Below are 15304 nucleotides of genomic sequence, written 5' to 3'. Positions count from 1 at the left end.
GACGACCATGACCGACAGGATCTACAACGTGCTCTTTCTCTGCACGGGCAATTCCGCCCGCTCGATTCTCGCCGAGGCGATCCTGGCGAAGGAGGGGAACGGACGCTTCCGCACCTTCTCCGCCGGCAGCCACCCGAAGGGCGAGGTGCATCCGCTGGCGCTGAAGACACTCGCCGCTCTCGGTTATCCGACGGACGGCTACCGCTCGAAGAGCTGGGACGAATTCGCCGAGCCCGGCGCGCCGGAGATCGATTTCATCTTCACCGTCTGCGACAACGCCGCCGGCGAGGCCTGCCCGGTCTGGCCCGGCCATCCGATGACAGCCCACTGGGGCGTCGAGGACCCGGCCGCGGCCGAAGGCTCCGACCTCGAGAAGGAACGGGCCTTCGGCCAGGCCGCCCGCTTCCTGAAGAACCGCATCACCGTCTTCACCAGCCTGCCGCTTTCCTCGATCGACAAGCTCGCGCTGGAAACCCGGCTGAAGCAGATCGGCACCATGGAAGGCGCAAGCCACGGAGCCGCCGATACGGCCGGCGGAAAGGTCGCCTGATGTCCACCTTCGAACGCTACCTGACGATCTGGGTCGGCCTCTGCATCATCGCCGGCATCGCACTCGGCCATCTCTTCCCGGCGCTCTTCCATGCGATCGGCGCGCTGGAAATCGCCAAGGTCAACCTGCCCGTCGCCGTGCTGATCTGGCTGATGATCGTGCCGATGCTCCTGAAGATCGACTTCGCGGCCCTTTCCGAAGTCGGCCGCCACTGGCGCGGCATCGGCGTCACCCTGCTGGTCAACTGGGCGGTCAAGCCCTTCTCGATGGCGCTGCTCGGCTGGCTCTTCGTCGGCTGGCTGTTCCGGCCATACCTGCCGGCGGGGCAGATCGATTCCTATATTGCCGGCCTCATCATCCTCGCCGCCGCCCCCTGCACGGCGATGGTCTTCGTCTGGTCGAACCTCACGAAGGGCGAACCGCATTTCACACTGACGCAGGTGGCGCTGAACGACGCGATCATGGTGATCGCCTTCGCGCCGATCGTCGCCCTGCTGCTCGGGCTTTCGGCGATCACCGTCCCGTGGGACACGCTCGTGCTCTCGGTGGTGCTCTATATCGTCATCCCGGTCGTGGTGGCGCAGCTGCTGCGGCGACGGTTGCTTGCCGCCGGCACGCCGGGAGGGCTCGATCGCCTGCTCGCCCGTCTGCAACCGCTGTCGCTCGTCTCGCTGCTCGCCACCCTCGTCCTGCTCTTCGGTTTCCAGGGAGAGCAGATCATTGCGCAGCCGGCGGTCATCGGCCTGCTTGCCGTGCCGATCCTGATCCAGGTCTATTTCAACTCGGGGCTCGCCTATCTCCTCAACCGCTGGTCCGGCGAAGAGCACTGCGTTGCCGGCCCCTCCGCCCTGATCGGCGCGTCGAACTTCTTCGAGCTCGCCGTCGCCGCGGCGATCAGCCTCTTCGGCTTCCAGTCGGGGGCCGCACTCGCCACCGTCGTCGGCGTGCTGATCGAGGTTCCGGTCATGCTGTCGGTCGTCTGGATCGTCAACCGCAGCAAGGGATGGTACGAACGCGGCGCCGCCGTCTCCCGCGGCATCTCCACCGAAAAGGCATGAACATGGACGTCGTCATCTATCACAACCCCGCCTGCGGCACCTCGCGCAACACGCTGGCGCTGATCCGCCATGCCGGCATCGAGCCGACGGTCGTTGAATACCTGAAGACGCCGCCGGGCCGCGACGAACTCGCCACTATGATCCGCGATGCGGGGCTCACCGTGCGCGAGGCGATCCGCGAGAAGGGCACGCCCTATGCCGAGCTCGGCCTCGACGACCCGGCGCTGACCGACGACGCGCTGCTGGACGCCATGCTCGCCCACCCGATCCTCATCAACCGGCCCCTCGTGGTGACGCCGCTCGGCACCCGGCTCTGCCGGCCCTCGGAAGCCGTGCTCGACATCCTGCCGGCCGACACGTTCAAGGGCGCCTTCACCAAGGAAGACGGCGAACAGGTTCTCGGCGAGAGAGGCGAACGCCTCTAATTTTCCGCCGGCGGCCGGTCGAAGCCGGCGGCAAAGCGGTCGTCGTCGAAGGGATAGAGGAGCCGCCCGAGCCTTCGGAAACCGGGATCGGAAAGCTCCCGGAAGAAGCCGATCGGATCACGACGGTAGCTCTCCGCATCTTCGGCCGAGCCGAGCCGGGCGACGAGCGGCGCGACGAGCGGCGGCAGGAGATGCCGCCAGCCGAGGAGGCCGTAGGGACCGTAAGGCCGCCAGGGCGCGGTGCGCCGGCGCGTTCCGACGAGCCGGCGGCTTTCCGCCGGCACCCCCTCCTCGCGCCAGGCGATCATCTGCGAAAGACACGCCTCGAAGCTGCTCGCCGCCCCCGTCAGCGGATCGAAATAGCGCGGATAGAGGAGATAGACGCCGGCAAACAGCGCCTCGAGGCTGAGCTTTCTCCCTCGCCGCGGATTGGCCTGCCGGTCGTCGGTGAGGCCCCAGCCGGCGTAGAAGGGCGAGCCGATCACCGTCACCGGCTTGCCGCGCAACAGCGCCTCGAAGCCGGCGAGCGAGGTGATGGTATAGACATGGTCGGCAGCCTCCAGCACGTCCGGAAGCGGAACCGGGTCGACGAGAATCTCGCAGAGATGCGCGACCTCCTGCGGATCGGACTGCGCCTTGCGCACGCCCTTCAGCACGTCGGGATGCGGCTTGTAGACGATGCGGGCGCCGGGATTTTCCTGAGCCGCGAGCCGCACGAGATCGTTGTTGCGGAAGAGCCGGTCGCAGCCGAAGCGGATCGAGGCATCGTCCTCCACCTGCCCGACCACCAGCACGCTACGGCGTCCGTCGCCCCTTGCCGGCGCGGTTCGCGCGGCCTCAGGCGCGTTGTACTTACTGACCCGGCTCTCGAGGAGCGCCGCGATGCCGGCACTTGCCCGCGCGAGCAACGCTGGATCGCCTTCGAAATCATGAGTTCTCAGAAGGTCTTCGAGGTCGGAAGGGCCGCGCGCGTCGAAATAGGGCCGCTTGCCGTCGACCGTCAGCGAGAAGGGTGCGCTCTGCCCGGCGCTCGACTGCAGCGAACGCAGGAAGCCATCCTCGACGAAATGGACAGGAATGCCGTACGCCGCGGCATGGGCGCGCGCCGCCTCCGGCAGGTTCGGTCCCCAGACGACGAAGGCGGTGTTGCCGAGCGCGGCGATCCGCGGCGCCCAGACGGTGCGGAACGCATCGTCACCGAGGTGAAAGGGGATGTAGTGGAAGCGCCATTCCGGAAAATAGGCCTCCAGCAGCCGCCTTTTCCACTGGTGGATATGGAAGGCGACGACCGGCAGGGGCGTCGGCCGGGTGCTCATTGAATGTTCCTTGCTCGCTCGCCACGGACAACCTGAGACTGCCTTTACCCTGTCTTCGCGCGATCCGCCAGTTCCGCCGGCGAAGCAGCACGGCGACGCAAAAGCCTCGATCGGAAAACCTTTCGTTAAATTTTACCTAATAGGATTGTCCGTCGAAGTGAGGATTAGCGATGCGTGGCGTAATTGTCGTTGGCCTTCTGCTGGCATTGACCGCTTGTGCGAAACCGCCGAGCCAGACCCGAAATGCCTGCGCGATATTCGAGCAGCGTGACGGGCTGTTCAACAATTGGCGGCGGGCGGCAAAGGGTGCCGAACGGGAATACGGCGTGCCCGTGCCGATCCTGATGGCGACGATCTACACGGAATCGAATTTCAAGCACAATGCGCGCCCGCCGCGCACCAAGCTGCTCGGCTTCATCCCCTGGAAACGGAAATCGACGGCCTACGGCTATTCGCAGGCACTCGACGGCACCTGGGAACGTTACCAGCGCGAGACCGGCCGCTGGTCGGCACGGCGCACCGATTTCTCCGACGCGATGTCCTTCATCGGCTGGTATCACCGCGAGAGCGCGCTGAAGAACGGCATCCCGCTCAACGATCCTTACCAGCTCTACCTCGCCTACCATTCCGGCCATGCCGGCTACGCCAAGGGCAGCTGGAGAAACAACAGCGAAGCGCTCTCCGGCGCCAAGCGCTTCACCGAAATCACCTATACCTACGCCCGGCAGCTGCAGAGCTGCCCGGACTGAGAAGGCCGGCGGGGGGGCGGAGAAGGCCATCTCCTCCGCCTTTGGCCGGTATGGCGTGGATCCTCGGGTCAAGCCCGAGGATGACGGCGTATGCGCCGACCCGCGCCCAAAGACAGGTTGGGGAACGGGATGACGTTCCACGGGGTGACTTGATGCCCGAACTCGCGCAGACGGCGCGGTGAGGTACCGCTTTGCGAGACACGGAAGATCGTCATCCTCGGGCTTGACCCGAGGATCCACGACCGCACGCGACGTCCCTACGTCCCCGTCATCGCCTCGCATACACCCGGCGCTTCTCCCAGCGGGGAGAAGAGGCAAACCCGGACGGCGGCGGCTACTCCGCCTCGCCTGCCGCCTGGATGGCGGAGATCTGCCAGTCGGTTCCGGGGCGGCGGACGAAGGTCCAGATCTCGGTCGATTCGGTGAGATTGTCCGGGTCGCCGCTCACCACCTTGCCGGTCGCGCGGTCGCGCAGGACGTCGATGCTCTCGTAGCGCATGGCGACGGTCGCATAGTCGACATGGCCCTCGCGCCAGGCTTCGGCGACATCACCCTGCAGCAGCCGGACATCGCGCACCTCGTTCTTGACCCCCTTGGTGGCGTTCTCGCTCAGTTCCTCGGCGAGGTAGGACATGGCTTCCGGCGTGGTGATGCGGCGGAGCGCGGAATAGTCCTCGGCCATATAGGCGGTCTGCATTTCTTTCAGCAGGCCGTCGAAGCGGTCGAGATCCGCCTGGCTGATGCCGATCTCGTCGGCGGAGGCGGACGGCTTGGGCGGTGCGGCGGATGCCGACGAGCCGCCGAAATCGACGCCGCCCATGCGCGGAATATGGAAGCCGGGGCCGCTCGCGACGTTGCTCCGGGCCGAAGAACCGGCGCCGGCACCCGAATAGGCGGTCTGGTTATTGCCGAACATGCGCATGGCGAAGCGAATGGCCAGGAAGATCAGTACACCCTGCAGCAGAAGGCCAAGGAAGCCGAAGCCGCCGCCGAAGCCCGTACCCATCAGCATGCCGAACAGGCCACCCATCAACAGGCCGCCCATCAGGCCGCCGGCGAGGCCGCCGAACAGGCCGCCGGTGCGCCCCGTCTGGTTCGGCGCGGCGGCCGGACGCGTGGCCTGGCTTTGCGGCGTCATGCTGCGCTCGATCGGGGAAGCCGTCGCGGGGGCCGTGCGGGTGACGGGCGGTGCGCTGTAGGTGCGGGTGCCACGGCTGCCGAAACCGCCGAAGCTTCCGGCGCGTCGCGCCTCGGCAAGATCGGCGAACGTCAGCATGGTCGCCAGACCGATCGCCAGAATTCCAAGAAACTTGCCGTAGCGTCGCATTTCATCTCCTCGTGTATGTGCCTCGCCGGACGCAGACGTCCTCGGCGCCTTCATATGGCGTTCCCCGACAGGGATTTGAAGTCGCGAAGCCCTCTTTTTCGACCGTGATCCCGGGACCGGACCGCTCAAGCGCCGAGCGCGGCCTTGATCGCGAGCGCGACGACGAGCACGCTCGCGACCCCGCCGGCCCAGAGCGCCAGAAACCAGAACAGCCGTTTTGCGAGACCGGAACCGGCCATCAGTGATAGCCCTCCTCCGGATCGACCTTGCCGCGGAAGACCCAGTAGGCGTAGCCGGTGTAGATGAGGATGATCGGCACGAGCACGGCGGCACCGACCAGAAGGAAGGCGAGGCTCTCCGGCGGGGCCGCCGCATCCTGAATGGTGATCGAGGTCGGCACGATATAGGGATAGAAGCTGATCCCGATCCCGACATAGCCGAGGACGAAGAGGCCGAGTGCGCCGAGAAAGGGCTGGACTTCCCTGCCCTGCTGCAGGCCGCGGATGATCGCATAGAGGCAGGCGATCACCATGAGCGGCACGAGCACGGTGAAGACGGCGGTCGGAAAGCCGAACCAGCGTTCGAGGTAGAGCGGCTTCAGCCACGGCGTCCAGAGGCTGAAGACGCCCATGCCGGCAACGGTGAGCAGTGCCGCGACGCGGGCGTAGTCCGCCGCCCGTGCCGCAAGCGTACCCCTCGTCTTCATCACCAGCCACGTCGCGCCGAGCAGCGAATAGCCGACGACGAGGGCGATGCCGGTCGCCACCGAGAACGGCGTGAGCCAGTCCCACCAGCCGCCGGCATAGGCCCGGTTCTCGACCGGAATGCCCTGTACCAGCGCGCCGAGCGCGACGCCCTGGGAAAAGCCCGCGACCAGCGATCCGCCGGCAAATGCGGCATCCCACAGGCGCTCGGCCCGCCGCGTGCGCCAGCGGTATTCGAAGGCGACGCCGCGGAAGATGAGCCCGAGCAGCATGGCGATCAGCGGTGCATAGAGGGCCGGCAGGATGGTCGCATAGGCGAGCGGAAAGACAGCGAGCAGACCGCCGCCGCCGAGCACCAGCCAGGTCTCGTTGCCGTCCCATACCGGCGCGACCGAATTCATCATCTGGTCGCGGTCGTGCTTTTCCGGGAAGAACGGGAAGAGGATTCCGATCCCGAGGTCGAAGCCGTCGAGGATCACATAGGCGAGGACCGCAAAGGCGATGAGGGCGGCCCAGACGAAAGCAAGATCGAAGGGCATGTCAGCCTCCCTGGGGCGCGTTGCCGGCGGGGCCGGGGGTGACGCCCGACGTGCGGATCGGTCCTTCACCGAGTTCCGGCGTCGGGTCGTGCGGCAGCCGCGCCATCAGCCGGAGCATGTAGAAGGTGCCGGCACCAAAGACGAGGAAATAGACGATGATGAAGGCGACGAGGGAGGCGCCCACCGCCGGCGCGCCGATCGGCGAGAGCGAATCTGCCGTCAGCATGTGCCCGTAGACAGTGAAGGGCTGGCGGCCGACCTCCGTGGTGACCCAGCCGGCGATCACCGCGACGAAACCCGCAGGCGACATCAGGACCGCGACGCGGTGCAGCGCCGAATTGCCGTAGAGCGTGCCGCGGTAACGGTTCCAGAGGCTCCATAGACCGACGCCGAGCATCAGGAAGCCGACGAGCAGCATCACCCGGAACGACCAGAAGACGATCGCCACCGGCGGCTGCCGGTCTCGCGGCACGGTGTCGAGGCCGGCAAGCGGCGCATTGAGATCGTGCTTGAGGATGAGGCTCGAGACCTTCGGAATGCCGATCGCGTAATCGAGCCGCTGCTCCCGCTGGTTCGGCAGGCCGAAGAGATAAAGCGGCGCGCCTTCCGGATGGCTGTCGAAATGGCCCTCCATCGCCATGATCTTCACCGGCTGGTGCTCGAGCGTATTGAGCCCGTGCAGGTCGCCGGCGGCGATCTGGATCGGCGCGACGATCGCCGCCATCCACATCGCCATCGAGAACATGCGGCCGGAGCGACGCGGCGCGGTGCCGCGCAACAGGTGCCAGGCCCCGACGCCGCCGACCACGAAGGCCGTCGTCAGGTAGGCGGCGATGACCATGTGGACGAGGCGGTAAGGAAAGGACGGATTGAAGATGATCTGCCACCAGTCGACGGGCACGAACTGGCCCGCGTCGTTGAAGGCGAAACCCGTCGGCGTCTGCATCCAGGAATTCACCGCGAGGATCCAGGTCGCGGAAATCAGCGTGCCGGCGGCGACCATCAAGGTCGCGAAGAAGTGCAGCCCCTCTCCGACCCGCCTGAGGCCGAAGAGCATCACGCCGAGGAAGCCCGCCTCCAGGAAGAAGGCCGTCAGCACCTCGTATCCCATCAGTGGCCCGATCACGGGTCCCGCCTTGTCGGAGAAGGCGCTCCAGTTCGTGCCGAACTGATAGGACATCACGATGCCGGAGACGACGCCCATGGCGAAAGCGACGGCGAAGATCGTCTTCCAGAAATTGAAGAGCTCCAGATAGACCGTGTCCTTCTTCCAGAGCCACAGGCCTTCGAGAACGGCGAGGTAGCTCGCAAGTCCGATGGAGAAGACGGGGAAGATGATGTGGAAAGAGACGGTGAAGGCGAACTGGAATCGCGCCAGAACTTCCGCATTGAGGGCATCAAACATCGCGTCTGCTTCCTGGTTGCTGCGGATAACCACCAAGAAACTAGCGCGACGCCTCGTGAGGTCAACATGAGTGCGGCATTTGGTCCACTGTGGCTCGACCGGGCCTTAAGCCCCGATGAACACAGGCACCATCGAGGCGACGAGCAGAACCGCCATCGCAACGTTGAACGGAACGACGTACTTTCCTTCGCCGAGAACCTGTTTCAGGACCTGGCCCGAAAGCGACCAGAGGCCGATCGAGGGTACGTTCACCACCGCGAAGACGGCAATCAGCACCATCAGGCTCGCGAGATAGCGGGACGGATCGGTGTAGGACGCCGTGACGATCAGCGCCACCGCCCAGGCCTTCGGATTGACGAGCTGGAAAAGCGCCGCCTCGACGAAGCCGATCGGACGGGCCATCGAAGGATCGTCGGCCGCGCCCGAAGCGCCGCTCCGGGCGATTTTCACGGCGAGCCAGAGGACATAGGCAGCGGAGAGAACCTTGAGCGCGAGGTAGACGGCCGGCGACATCGCCAGCACCTCGCCGAGCCCGAGGCCGACGACCAGAACCATGGACAGGAAACCGCAGGTCACCCCGAAGAGCAGCGGCAGCGAACGGGCGAAGCCGAAATTCATGCCGGAGGCGAGCAGCATGACGTTCGACGGCCCCGGCGAGATCGACATGACGAGGGCGAAGCCGGCAAGGGCGAGAAGATTTCCGGAGAACATGGGGACCTCCCGGTCGGGTGTTTCAGGGCGCGTTCCGGTCGGCAAGGTCCGATCGTGGCCGCGATGTTGACATCGGGCGGATGCAGGCGCAGCCTCGAACCATCTCGTGTTTTTATCCAAACGTCCCGAGATCGACTGCGATGAATAAGAATGACATTCTGACGGGGATATTTTCGGCGCTGCGGCTCGAAACCCGGCTCTACTTCGAAGCGGCGTTTCCTAAGGTGTTCTCGGTCGGCCTGCCGAAGGAGCGGCAGCATATCCGCTTCCACGTGGTGCTCGATGGGGATGCCTGGATCCGCGTCGGGGACGAAGAGCCGCAAAGGCTCGTCGAAGGCGATCTCGCGATCGTGCCGCACGGAAGCGCACAGATCGTCTCCGACCTGCCGATGCGGCCGCCCGTCGATCTCGCCGAGGTGCTGGCACGGCATCCGCCACAGGACGGGGTGGTGAACACGGGCGGCAATCCGGCGACGCGCCTGCTCTGCGGCTTCTGCGCCTTCGACGAGGCGATCACCCATCCGCTGATTGCCGGGCTGCCGGCGCTTCTGGTCGTCCGCCCGGCCGAGTTGCGGGACGAGGCGGCCGCCGCCGCGGCTCTCCGGCTGCTGACGATGGAGGCGACGGGCCGGAAACAGGGGATGCCGGCGATCGTCACGCGGCTCGTCGAGATCATCCTGATCCAGACGATCCGCCGCCTTTCCATGGACGAGGAGACCCGCACCGGCTTTGTCGCCGCACTCGCCGACCGGCGGCTCTCGCGCGCCCTCTACGCCATGCACGATGCGCCCGAGCAAGACTGGACGGTCAACCTGCTGTCGAAGGTCGCCGGAATGTCGCGCAGCCGGTTCGCTGCGGAATTCGCCGCCGATGTCGGCCTGCCGCCCATCGAATATCTCACCGCATGGCGGCTGGCGAAGGCAAGGGCGCTGCTCTCCCGCTCCGGACTGGACGTCGCCGAGATCGCCGAGCGCTGCGGCTATCGTTCCCTGCCCTCGTTCTCGCAGCGCTTCAAGACGGCCTTCGGCACTTCGCCCGCCCGTTTCCGCCGCGAGAGCCGCGGGCAGGCATGAAAAGGCCCGGCGCGGAAATTCCGCACCGGGCCTTGTATGGATGGGTGACTGCCTCAGTCGACGTTGAAGACCAGCGGCTTCGTCTGGTTGATCGTCGGGTTGGCGGTCAGCTTTGCCGAGGATGGCCTGGTCGACGGTGGCATAGCGAAGCGCGATCGCTGCCGCATGACCGCGGGGCAATCGAATTTCATACGGATAGGCCTATTTGACCTCGACCGTGGTCCACATGCCAGCCGTATAGTGCCCCGGCACATTGCAGAACAGGATATAGAGGCCCGGCTTGAGGTCGAGTGTCAGCGCACCTGTCTGGCCGGGATCGAGTTCGGAAACCTCGCCCAGATCGCCGGAGGCTTCTTCGTCAACGCGATTCTCTTTCTCTATGAAAGGTAGCGTCGCATTCGCGTCCTTGATCGGGGCGACCAGCATTTCGTGGATCGTCTCCTTTGAGACATTCTTGACCTCGAAGGTAACCTTTCCGGCCGGAACGATTGCCTTGTCGACCTTGACGCCCATCATGGTCATCATCATCCCACCCTGCATGCCCATGCCTCGATGCATGTTCTGCGACAAGTCCCATGTCCCGCCGTTATCCCAGAGATCGACATTGACAGTCGTGCTGGCGAAGGCGGGTGTGGCGAGGGTAAGGGCTAACAGACAGCCAGCGGTCAAGTCTGCAAACTTGGCGATATACATGGGAAATCCTCCGCGTCGCTTGCGGAAATGCAGAAGCGACATCGGGACATTCGTCGCCCAAAAGTTGTCTTTATCAAGACAGAATTGCCCTGACCGGCGGCGGCGGCCTCGCCTTGCCGACCGGCAAAAGAATCCCGGCGGTGATCGTCAAGATCCGCGCCGGGATTCGGTCACTTCCCTGGACGGGAGGCTTTCTCAGTCGACGTTGAAGACGAGCGGCTTCGCCTGCTTGATCGCCGGGTTGGCGGTCAGCTTGTCGAGGACGGCCTGATCGACGGCGCCGTCGACATAGAGAAGCGCGATCGCGTCGCCGCCTTCCTTCTCTCGGCCGAGCTGGAAGTTGGCGATGTTGACCCGCCCCTCGCCGAGGGTGGTGCCCATGAAGCCGATCATGCCGGGGACGTCGGTGTTGGAGATGTAGATCATGTTCTGACCGACATCGGCGTCCATGTTGATGCCCTTGATCTGGATGAAGCGCGGCTTGCCGTCGGAGAAGACCGTGCCGGCGACCGAACGCGTCTGCCGCTCGGTGACGACGGTGAGCTTGATGTAGCCGTCATAGACGCCGGTCTTGTCGCGCTTGACCTCGGAGAGCACGATGCCCTTTTCCTTGATCATGATCGGCGCCGAAACCATGTTGACGTCGGAGACCTGATTGCGGATCAGGCCCGCCAGAAGCGCAGACGTCAGCGCCTTGGTGTTCATCGTCGCCGTCTGGCCGTCATAAAGGATCTCGATTTCCTTGATCGGGCTTTCCGTGACCTGCCCTGCAAACGAGCCGAGCACGTCGGCCAACCGGATGAAAGGCTTCAGGATCGGGGCTTCTTCCGCCGAGATCGACGGCATGTTGATGGCGTTGGAAACTGCGCCCTTGATGAGGTAGTCCGACATCTGTTCGGCGACCTGCAGGGCAACGTTTTCCTGGGCTTCCGTCGTCGAGGCGCCGAGATGCGGCGTGCAGACGACGTTCGGCAGGCCGAAGAGCGGGCTTTCCGTCGCGGGCTCGACCTCGAAGACGTCGAAGCCGGCGCCGGCGACATGCCCGGACTTGATCGCTTCGGCAAGCGCCGCCTCGTCGACCAGGCCGCCGCGGGCGCAGTTGATGATGCGCACGCCGGGCTTCGTCTTCGCGATCGCTTCCTTGTTGAGGATACCGCGGGTCTTGTCCGTCATCGGCACGTGCAGGGTGATGAAGTCGGCGCGGGCGAGCAATTCGTCGAGTTCGACCTTGGTGACGCCCATCTCCTCGGCGCGTTCCTTCGACAGGAAGGGGTCGTAGGCGAGCACGTGCATCTTGAGGCCGATGGCGCGGGCGCAGACGATCGAACCGATATTGCCGGCGCCGATGACGCCGAGCGTCTTGCCGGTGATCTCGACACCCATGAACTTCGACTTCTCCCACTTGCCGGCCTGGGTCGAGGCGTCGGCGGCCGGGATCTGGCGGGCGACCGCGAACATCAGGGCAATCGCATGTTCGGCGGTGGTGATCGAGTTGCCGAACGGGGTGTTCATGACGATGATACCGCGGCGCGAAGCGGCCGGGATATCGACATTGTCGACGCCGATGCCGGCGCGGCCGATGACCTTGAGGTTGGTCGCAGCCGCAATCAGCTTCTCCGTTGCCTTGGTGGCGGAACGGATGGCGAGACCATCGTAGTTGCCGATGATCTCGGCGAGCTTTTCCTTGTCCTTGCCGAGCTTTGGCTGGAAATCGACTTCGACGCCGCGATCGCGGAAGATCTGGACGGCGGTTTCCGACAGTTCGTCGGATACGAGAACGCGAGGTGCCATGACGAGGCCTCCTTCAAAGAGTTCGTGTGTCAGAATTCGGGAAAGAGGGCTTCGCCCGCAGGCGAAGCCGGATCGGTGTCAGGCCGCAGCCTTGGAAAGCGTCGCCTTCTGCGTCTGGTAGGCCCAGGCGAGCCAAGGCATCAGCGCTTCCATGTCGGCCTTCTCGATGGTGGCGCCGGCCCAGATGCGAAGTCCGGACGGCGCGTCGCGATAGGCGCCGATGTCGTAGGCGACGCCTTCCTTGTCGAGCAGGTTGACGATGCCCTTGGCGAAGGCGGCCTGTGCGTCGGCGTCGAGCGCCAGAACGTCCTTGTCGACGATCGTCAGGCAGACGGAGGTGTTGGAGGCCGTCGCCGGGTCCCTGGCGAGATTGGCGATCCAGTCGTTCGCCGCGACGAAGTCGGCGATCACCTTGGCATTGGCGTCGGCGCGGGCCATCAGGCCTTCGAGGCCGCCGATCGACTTCGCCCAGAGGAGCGCGTCGATATAGTCCTCGACGCAGAGCATCGACGGCGTGTTGATGGTCTCGCCGGTGAAGATGCCCTCGATCAGCTTGCCGCCCTTGGTCATGCGGAAGATCTTCGGGAGCGGCCAGGCCGGGGTGTAGCTTTCCAGCCGAGCGACGGCGCGCGGCGAGAGGATGAGCATGCCGTGGCCGCCCTCCCCGCCCAGCACCTTCTGCCAGGAGAAGGTGACGACGTCGAGCTTGGCGAAGTCGAGGTTCTGCGCGAACGCCGCCGAGGTGGCGTCGCAGATGGTCAGGCCCTTGCGGTCCGCCGGGATGAAATCGGCGTTCGGGACGCGAACACCCGAGGTGGTGCCGTTCCAGGTGAAGACCACGTCGCGGTCGAAATCGACGGCGGAAAGATCGGGAAGCTCACCGTAGGCCGCTTCGAACTTGCGGACGTCCTGGAGCTTCAGCTGCTTGACGACGTCGGTGACCCAGCCGGCGCCGAAGCTTTCCCAAGCGAGCATGTCCACGCCGCGCTCGCCGAGCAGCGACCAGAGCGCCATCTCGACGGCGCCGGTATCGGAGGCGGGCACGATGCCGATGCGGTAGTCCGCCGGCACGTTGAGGATTTCGCGGGTGAGGTCGATGGCCTGCTTCAGCTTGGTCTTGCCGACCTTGGCGCGGTGCGAACGACCGAGCGGAGCATCAGCGAGCGCTTCGAGCGACCAACCGGGGCGCTTCGAGCAGGGGCCAGAAGAAAAGTGAGCATTCGCCGGACGCGCGGCGGGGGCGACGATATCAGCCATATAGATACCCTTCCAGGTAATTAGCCTCTCGTTGGGGAGAGGTGTCCCGCCGTCGTCGTTAGTCCTGCGCCCTTTTCCAGTCAAGCGCTTTGTGTCGCGATCCGGAAAATTTTTGCCGCAACCGTTGCAGTCAAAACGTCGCACGTCGCCGGCGTCCGGACAGTCCCTGGCTTGCATTCGGCGGATTTCCGCCTACTGAAGACATCGGAGAAATGTCGCCGACAGTAGCCAATTCGGCAGCCTCCAATGAGGAAATTCCATTGGGAAAGACATAATGAAATTCCGGCTGCGACCTTTGTGGTTGTCACTCTCGTTCCTGGCTGCTGGTTGCGACGCTCGCCCGTCAGGCACGGACGCACTGCTCGAGGCGATCGGAAGATCCTCCGTCGCGGGCGTAGCTAAAGCCCTGGATGAAGGCGCCGATCCAAACCGCAGGAACTGGGACGGGGTTCTGCCGCTGGCAGCCGTAGCGCGAGCACGTTCCGTCGCGATAACGGAACTTCTCATTTCACGACATGCTGATCCGAATGCCAAGGAGAGCGGAGCAAGTCCGCTGTACTTTGCCGTCTTGTTCGAGTGCGAAGCATGTGCCGAAGTGATCGCGGATCACGGCGGAAAATTCGCCGCCGACAGCGGGCAAGTCGCTTTCCTCAAGAGGTCGATCTCACCCGACAGAATCCAGAGTCTGACGAGATACATGGACCTTCGCTAGAAGACGGGATGAAGGAGCGGGAGTTTACCAGAGGCTCACGCGCACGCCGGCGCGGAATTCGTGACGCCGGAGGCCGGCGTCTTCGCCCGAGCTGCCGCCGGAGAACATCGCCCCGCCGGCGATGTCGGAAAAGCGATAGCCGATATCGAGCTTCACCCGATCACTGACGCTGTAGCTGACGCCCGCCATCAGGGCATAGGTGAAGCGCCAGCCGTCCTCGCCGCCGTAGCGCGCGTCGGCAAAGGTCGCGCCGCCGCAGGCGCCGCTGCCGTCGACGCAGCTCGCGCTCGCGTTGAAGGTTCCCCAGGCGACATGGGTCGCACCGATGCCGGCGCCGACATAGGGGGTGAAGCCGGAGACGTTGAGGAGATCGACGTAACCGTTCGCCATCAGGCCATAGGCGCGGAAATCCGCCTTGCCGCCATAGGAGCATCCGGTGCCGGCGGGTGCGGCGCCCGAACAGGGTTGCACGGTACGTCCGGAGCCTTCGAAGGTTCCCTCGAAGAACTCGCCCGTCAGGTCGGCGCGGAAGAGGTCGTTGAACTGGTAGCCGATGCCGGCGCCGCCGGAGAGCGGCTTGCCGAATCGCGAATCGTCGAAATCGCCCGAGTTGAGGAGCGCGCCGCCCGCGTCGTTGAAGCGGTAGGAAGCATCGTCGTCGCCGGTCCAGGGGGAATAGCCGAGATCGGCACGCAGATAGAGCCCGGCCGTGGGCTCGCCCGCGGTGATGTCGACTTCGGGCGCGTCGATGAGATCCTTGTCGTCGGCGCGCGCCGAACCGGCGAGGGCTGCGAGCGCAAGAACGGAGACGGTGAAGAGGCGGGCCGGCTTCATGGCATTTTTCCTGTTCGGGCCAGCGTGCGCCGCCCGGACCAACGATCATCAGCCCGCACTATGCCGGGGACTGGTTAACCCGCCGTTAAGCATATCCGTTAAGCATCTTCGTTAAGGAATAGGCCTCTCCGAACGCGGAAAGGCCGCCCGAAGGCGGCCC

16 protein-coding genes are annotated in these 15304 nt (G+C 65.0%); 6 read left to right on the top strand and 10 right to left on the bottom strand.

Annotated features, from left to right (window positions below):
* The first annotated feature begins 7 nt into the window (after positions 1-7).
* Genes H4I97_RS03350 through arsC form a run of 3 tightly spaced genes read left to right on the top strand, consistent with a single transcriptional unit; the run spans position 8 to position 2033 of the window.
* On the top strand, positions 8-550 hold the full coding sequence (locus H4I97_RS03350; protein ID WP_182306535.1) for an arsenate reductase ArsC: 543 nt from the start codon (positions 8-10) through the stop codon (positions 548-550).
* The gene (gene arsB, locus H4I97_RS03345; RefSeq protein ID WP_182306534.1) at positions 550-1608 is read left to right on the top strand and encodes an ACR3 family arsenite efflux transporter; all 1059 of its coding nucleotides are present in this window, start codon (positions 550-552) and stop codon (positions 1606-1608) included. The genes H4I97_RS03350 and arsB overlap by 1 nt, the downstream gene beginning before the upstream one ends.
* Positions 1609-1610: 2 nt before the next feature.
* A complete protein-coding gene (gene arsC, locus H4I97_RS03340; RefSeq protein WP_182307527.1) occupies positions 1611-2033 on the top strand; it encodes an arsenate reductase (glutaredoxin) in 423 nt (140 codons plus the stop codon).
* Here the strand turns inward: arsC and H4I97_RS03335 are convergent.
* Positions 2030-3349 carry a capsular polysaccharide biosynthesis protein gene (locus H4I97_RS03335; protein WP_182306533.1) on the bottom strand — a complete coding sequence of 440 codons (1320 nt, stop codon included), beginning with the start codon at positions 3347-3349 and terminating at the stop codon, positions 2030-2032. The two genes, arsC and H4I97_RS03335, sit on opposite strands and share 4 nt — an antisense overlap.
* A gap of 170 nt (positions 3350-3519) precedes the next feature.
* Here H4I97_RS03335 and H4I97_RS03330 point away from each other — a divergent pair, with 170 nt between their 5' ends.
* Positions 3520-4098 carry a transglycosylase SLT domain-containing protein gene (locus tag H4I97_RS03330; protein ID WP_182306532.1) on the top strand — a complete coding sequence of 193 codons (579 nt, stop codon included), beginning with the start codon at positions 3520-3522 and terminating at the stop codon, positions 4096-4098.
* Positions 4099-4432: 334 nt separating this feature from the next.
* Here H4I97_RS03330 and H4I97_RS03325 read toward each other — a convergent pair whose 3' ends face one another.
* The 4 genes from H4I97_RS03325 to H4I97_RS03310 form a co-directional block, all read right to left on the bottom strand.
* The gene (locus tag H4I97_RS03325; protein WP_182306531.1) at positions 4433-5425 is read right to left on the bottom strand and encodes a Tim44 domain-containing protein; all 993 of its coding nucleotides are present in this window, start codon (positions 5423-5425) and stop codon (positions 4433-4435) included.
* Between the two features lie 238 nt (positions 5426-5663).
* Positions 5664-6668, bottom strand: a complete 1005-nt coding sequence (cydB, locus tag H4I97_RS03320; protein ID WP_182306530.1) for a cytochrome d ubiquinol oxidase subunit II — start codon at positions 6666-6668, stop codon at positions 5664-5666.
* A 1-nt stretch (position 6669) separates the two neighbouring features.
* Positions 6670-8073, bottom strand: coding sequence for a cytochrome ubiquinol oxidase subunit I (locus H4I97_RS03315; RefSeq protein ID WP_182306529.1), 1404 nt, complete (start codon positions 8071-8073; stop codon positions 6670-6672).
* A 105-nt stretch (positions 8074-8178) separates the two neighbouring features.
* Positions 8179-8784 (bottom strand): LysE family translocator, encoded by a 606-nt coding sequence (locus tag H4I97_RS03310; RefSeq protein ID WP_182306528.1) that lies wholly within the window; start codon positions 8782-8784, stop codon positions 8179-8181.
* A gap of 140 nt (positions 8785-8924) precedes the next feature.
* Between H4I97_RS03310 and H4I97_RS03305 the strand changes: the two genes are divergently transcribed.
* Positions 8925-9857, top strand: a complete 933-nt coding sequence (locus H4I97_RS03305) for an AraC family transcriptional regulator (protein ID WP_182306527.1) — start codon at positions 8925-8927, stop codon at positions 9855-9857.
* A 53-nt stretch (positions 9858-9910) separates the two neighbouring features.
* Here the strand turns inward: H4I97_RS03305 and H4I97_RS03300 are convergent, their stop codons facing one another.
* From H4I97_RS03300 to H4I97_RS03285, 4 genes are all read right to left on the bottom strand, one after another.
* Complete coding sequence (locus H4I97_RS03300) at positions 9911-10048, bottom strand: hypothetical protein (protein WP_182306526.1); 138 nt, start codon at positions 10046-10048, stop codon at positions 9911-9913.
* A gap of 10 nt (positions 10049-10058) precedes the next feature.
* Positions 10059-10550 (bottom strand): plastocyanin/azurin family copper-binding protein, encoded by a 492-nt coding sequence (locus H4I97_RS03295; protein ID WP_182306525.1) that lies wholly within the window; start codon positions 10548-10550, stop codon positions 10059-10061.
* 195 nt (positions 10551-10745) lie between these two features.
* Positions 10746-12341: a phosphoglycerate dehydrogenase gene (serA, locus tag H4I97_RS03290; RefSeq protein WP_182306524.1), complete on the bottom strand. Its 1596-nt coding sequence runs from the start codon at positions 12339-12341 to the stop codon at positions 10746-10748.
* Positions 12342-12419: 78 nt separating this feature from the next.
* Positions 12420-13598 (bottom strand): phosphoserine transaminase, encoded by a 1179-nt coding sequence (locus tag H4I97_RS03285; RefSeq protein ID WP_182306523.1) that lies wholly within the window; start codon positions 13596-13598, stop codon positions 12420-12422.
* Positions 13599-13872: 274 nt separating this feature from the next.
* Here H4I97_RS03285 and H4I97_RS03280 point away from each other — a divergent pair, with 274 nt between their 5' ends.
* The gene (locus H4I97_RS03280) at positions 13873-14310 is read left to right on the top strand and encodes an ankyrin repeat domain-containing protein (RefSeq protein WP_182306522.1); all 438 of its coding nucleotides are present in this window, start codon (positions 13873-13875) and stop codon (positions 14308-14310) included.
* Between the two features lie 24 nt (positions 14311-14334).
* On the opposite strand, the gene H4I97_RS03275 is transcribed toward H4I97_RS03280, so the two are convergent.
* Positions 14335-15144, bottom strand: a complete 810-nt coding sequence (locus H4I97_RS03275) for an outer membrane protein (protein ID WP_182306521.1) — start codon at positions 15142-15144, stop codon at positions 14335-14337.
* Between the last annotated feature and the right edge of the window lie 160 nt (positions 15145-15304).

The organism is Ciceribacter thiooxidans (assembly GCF_014126615.1).
Taxonomy (GTDB): Bacteria; Pseudomonadota; Alphaproteobacteria; order Rhizobiales; family Rhizobiaceae; genus Allorhizobium; species Allorhizobium thiooxidans.
Note: the sequence above shows the minus strand (reverse complement) of the source record. Positions and strands in the feature narration are given on the sequence as shown.

Bases quoted from the DNA above. Each gene is read 5' to 3' on its own strand.
- H4I97_RS03350 (WP_182306535.1), top strand. From the start codon at position 8: ATGACCGACAGGATCTACAACGTGCTCTTTCTCTGCACGGGCAATTCC.
- arsB (WP_182306534.1), top strand. From the start codon at position 550: ATGTCCACCTTCGAACGCTACCTGACGATCTGGGTCGGCCTCTGCATC.
- arsC (WP_182307527.1), top strand. From the start codon at position 1,611: ATGGACGTCGTCATCTATCACAACCCCGCCTGCGGCACCTCGCGCAAC.
- H4I97_RS03335 (WP_182306533.1), bottom strand. From the start codon at position 3,349: ATGAGCACCCGGCCGACGCCCCTGCCGGTCGTCGCCTTCCATATCCAC.
- H4I97_RS03330 (WP_182306532.1), top strand. From the start codon at position 3,520: ATGCGTGGCGTAATTGTCGTTGGCCTTCTGCTGGCATTGACCGCTTGT.
- H4I97_RS03325 (WP_182306531.1), bottom strand. From the start codon at position 5,425: ATGCGACGCTACGGCAAGTTTCTTGGAATTCTGGCGATCGGTCTGGCG.
- cydB (WP_182306530.1), bottom strand. From the start codon at position 6,668: ATGCCCTTCGATCTTGCTTTCGTCTGGGCCGCCCTCATCGCCTTTGCG.
- H4I97_RS03315 (WP_182306529.1), bottom strand. From the start codon at position 8,073: ATGTTTGATGCCCTCAATGCGGAAGTTCTGGCGCGATTCCAGTTCGCC.
- H4I97_RS03310 (WP_182306528.1), bottom strand. From the start codon at position 8,784: ATGTTCTCCGGAAATCTTCTCGCCCTTGCCGGCTTCGCCCTCGTCATG.
- H4I97_RS03305 (WP_182306527.1), top strand. From the start codon at position 8,925: ATGAATAAGAATGACATTCTGACGGGGATATTTTCGGCGCTGCGGCTC.
- H4I97_RS03300 (WP_182306526.1), bottom strand. From the start codon at position 10,048: ATGAAATTCGATTGCCCCGCGGTCATGCGGCAGCGATCGCGCTTCGCT.
- H4I97_RS03295 (WP_182306525.1), bottom strand. From the start codon at position 10,550: ATGTATATCGCCAAGTTTGCAGACTTGACCGCTGGCTGTCTGTTAGCC.
- serA (WP_182306524.1), bottom strand. From the start codon at position 12,341: ATGGCACCTCGCGTTCTCGTATCCGACGAACTGTCGGAAACCGCCGTC.
- H4I97_RS03285 (WP_182306523.1), bottom strand. From the start codon at position 13,598: ATGGCTGATATCGTCGCCCCCGCCGCGCGTCCGGCGAATGCTCACTTT.
- H4I97_RS03280 (WP_182306522.1), top strand. From the start codon at position 13,873: ATGAAATTCCGGCTGCGACCTTTGTGGTTGTCACTCTCGTTCCTGGCT.
- H4I97_RS03275 (WP_182306521.1), bottom strand. From the start codon at position 15,144: ATGAAGCCGGCCCGCCTCTTCACCGTCTCCGTTCTTGCGCTCGCAGCC.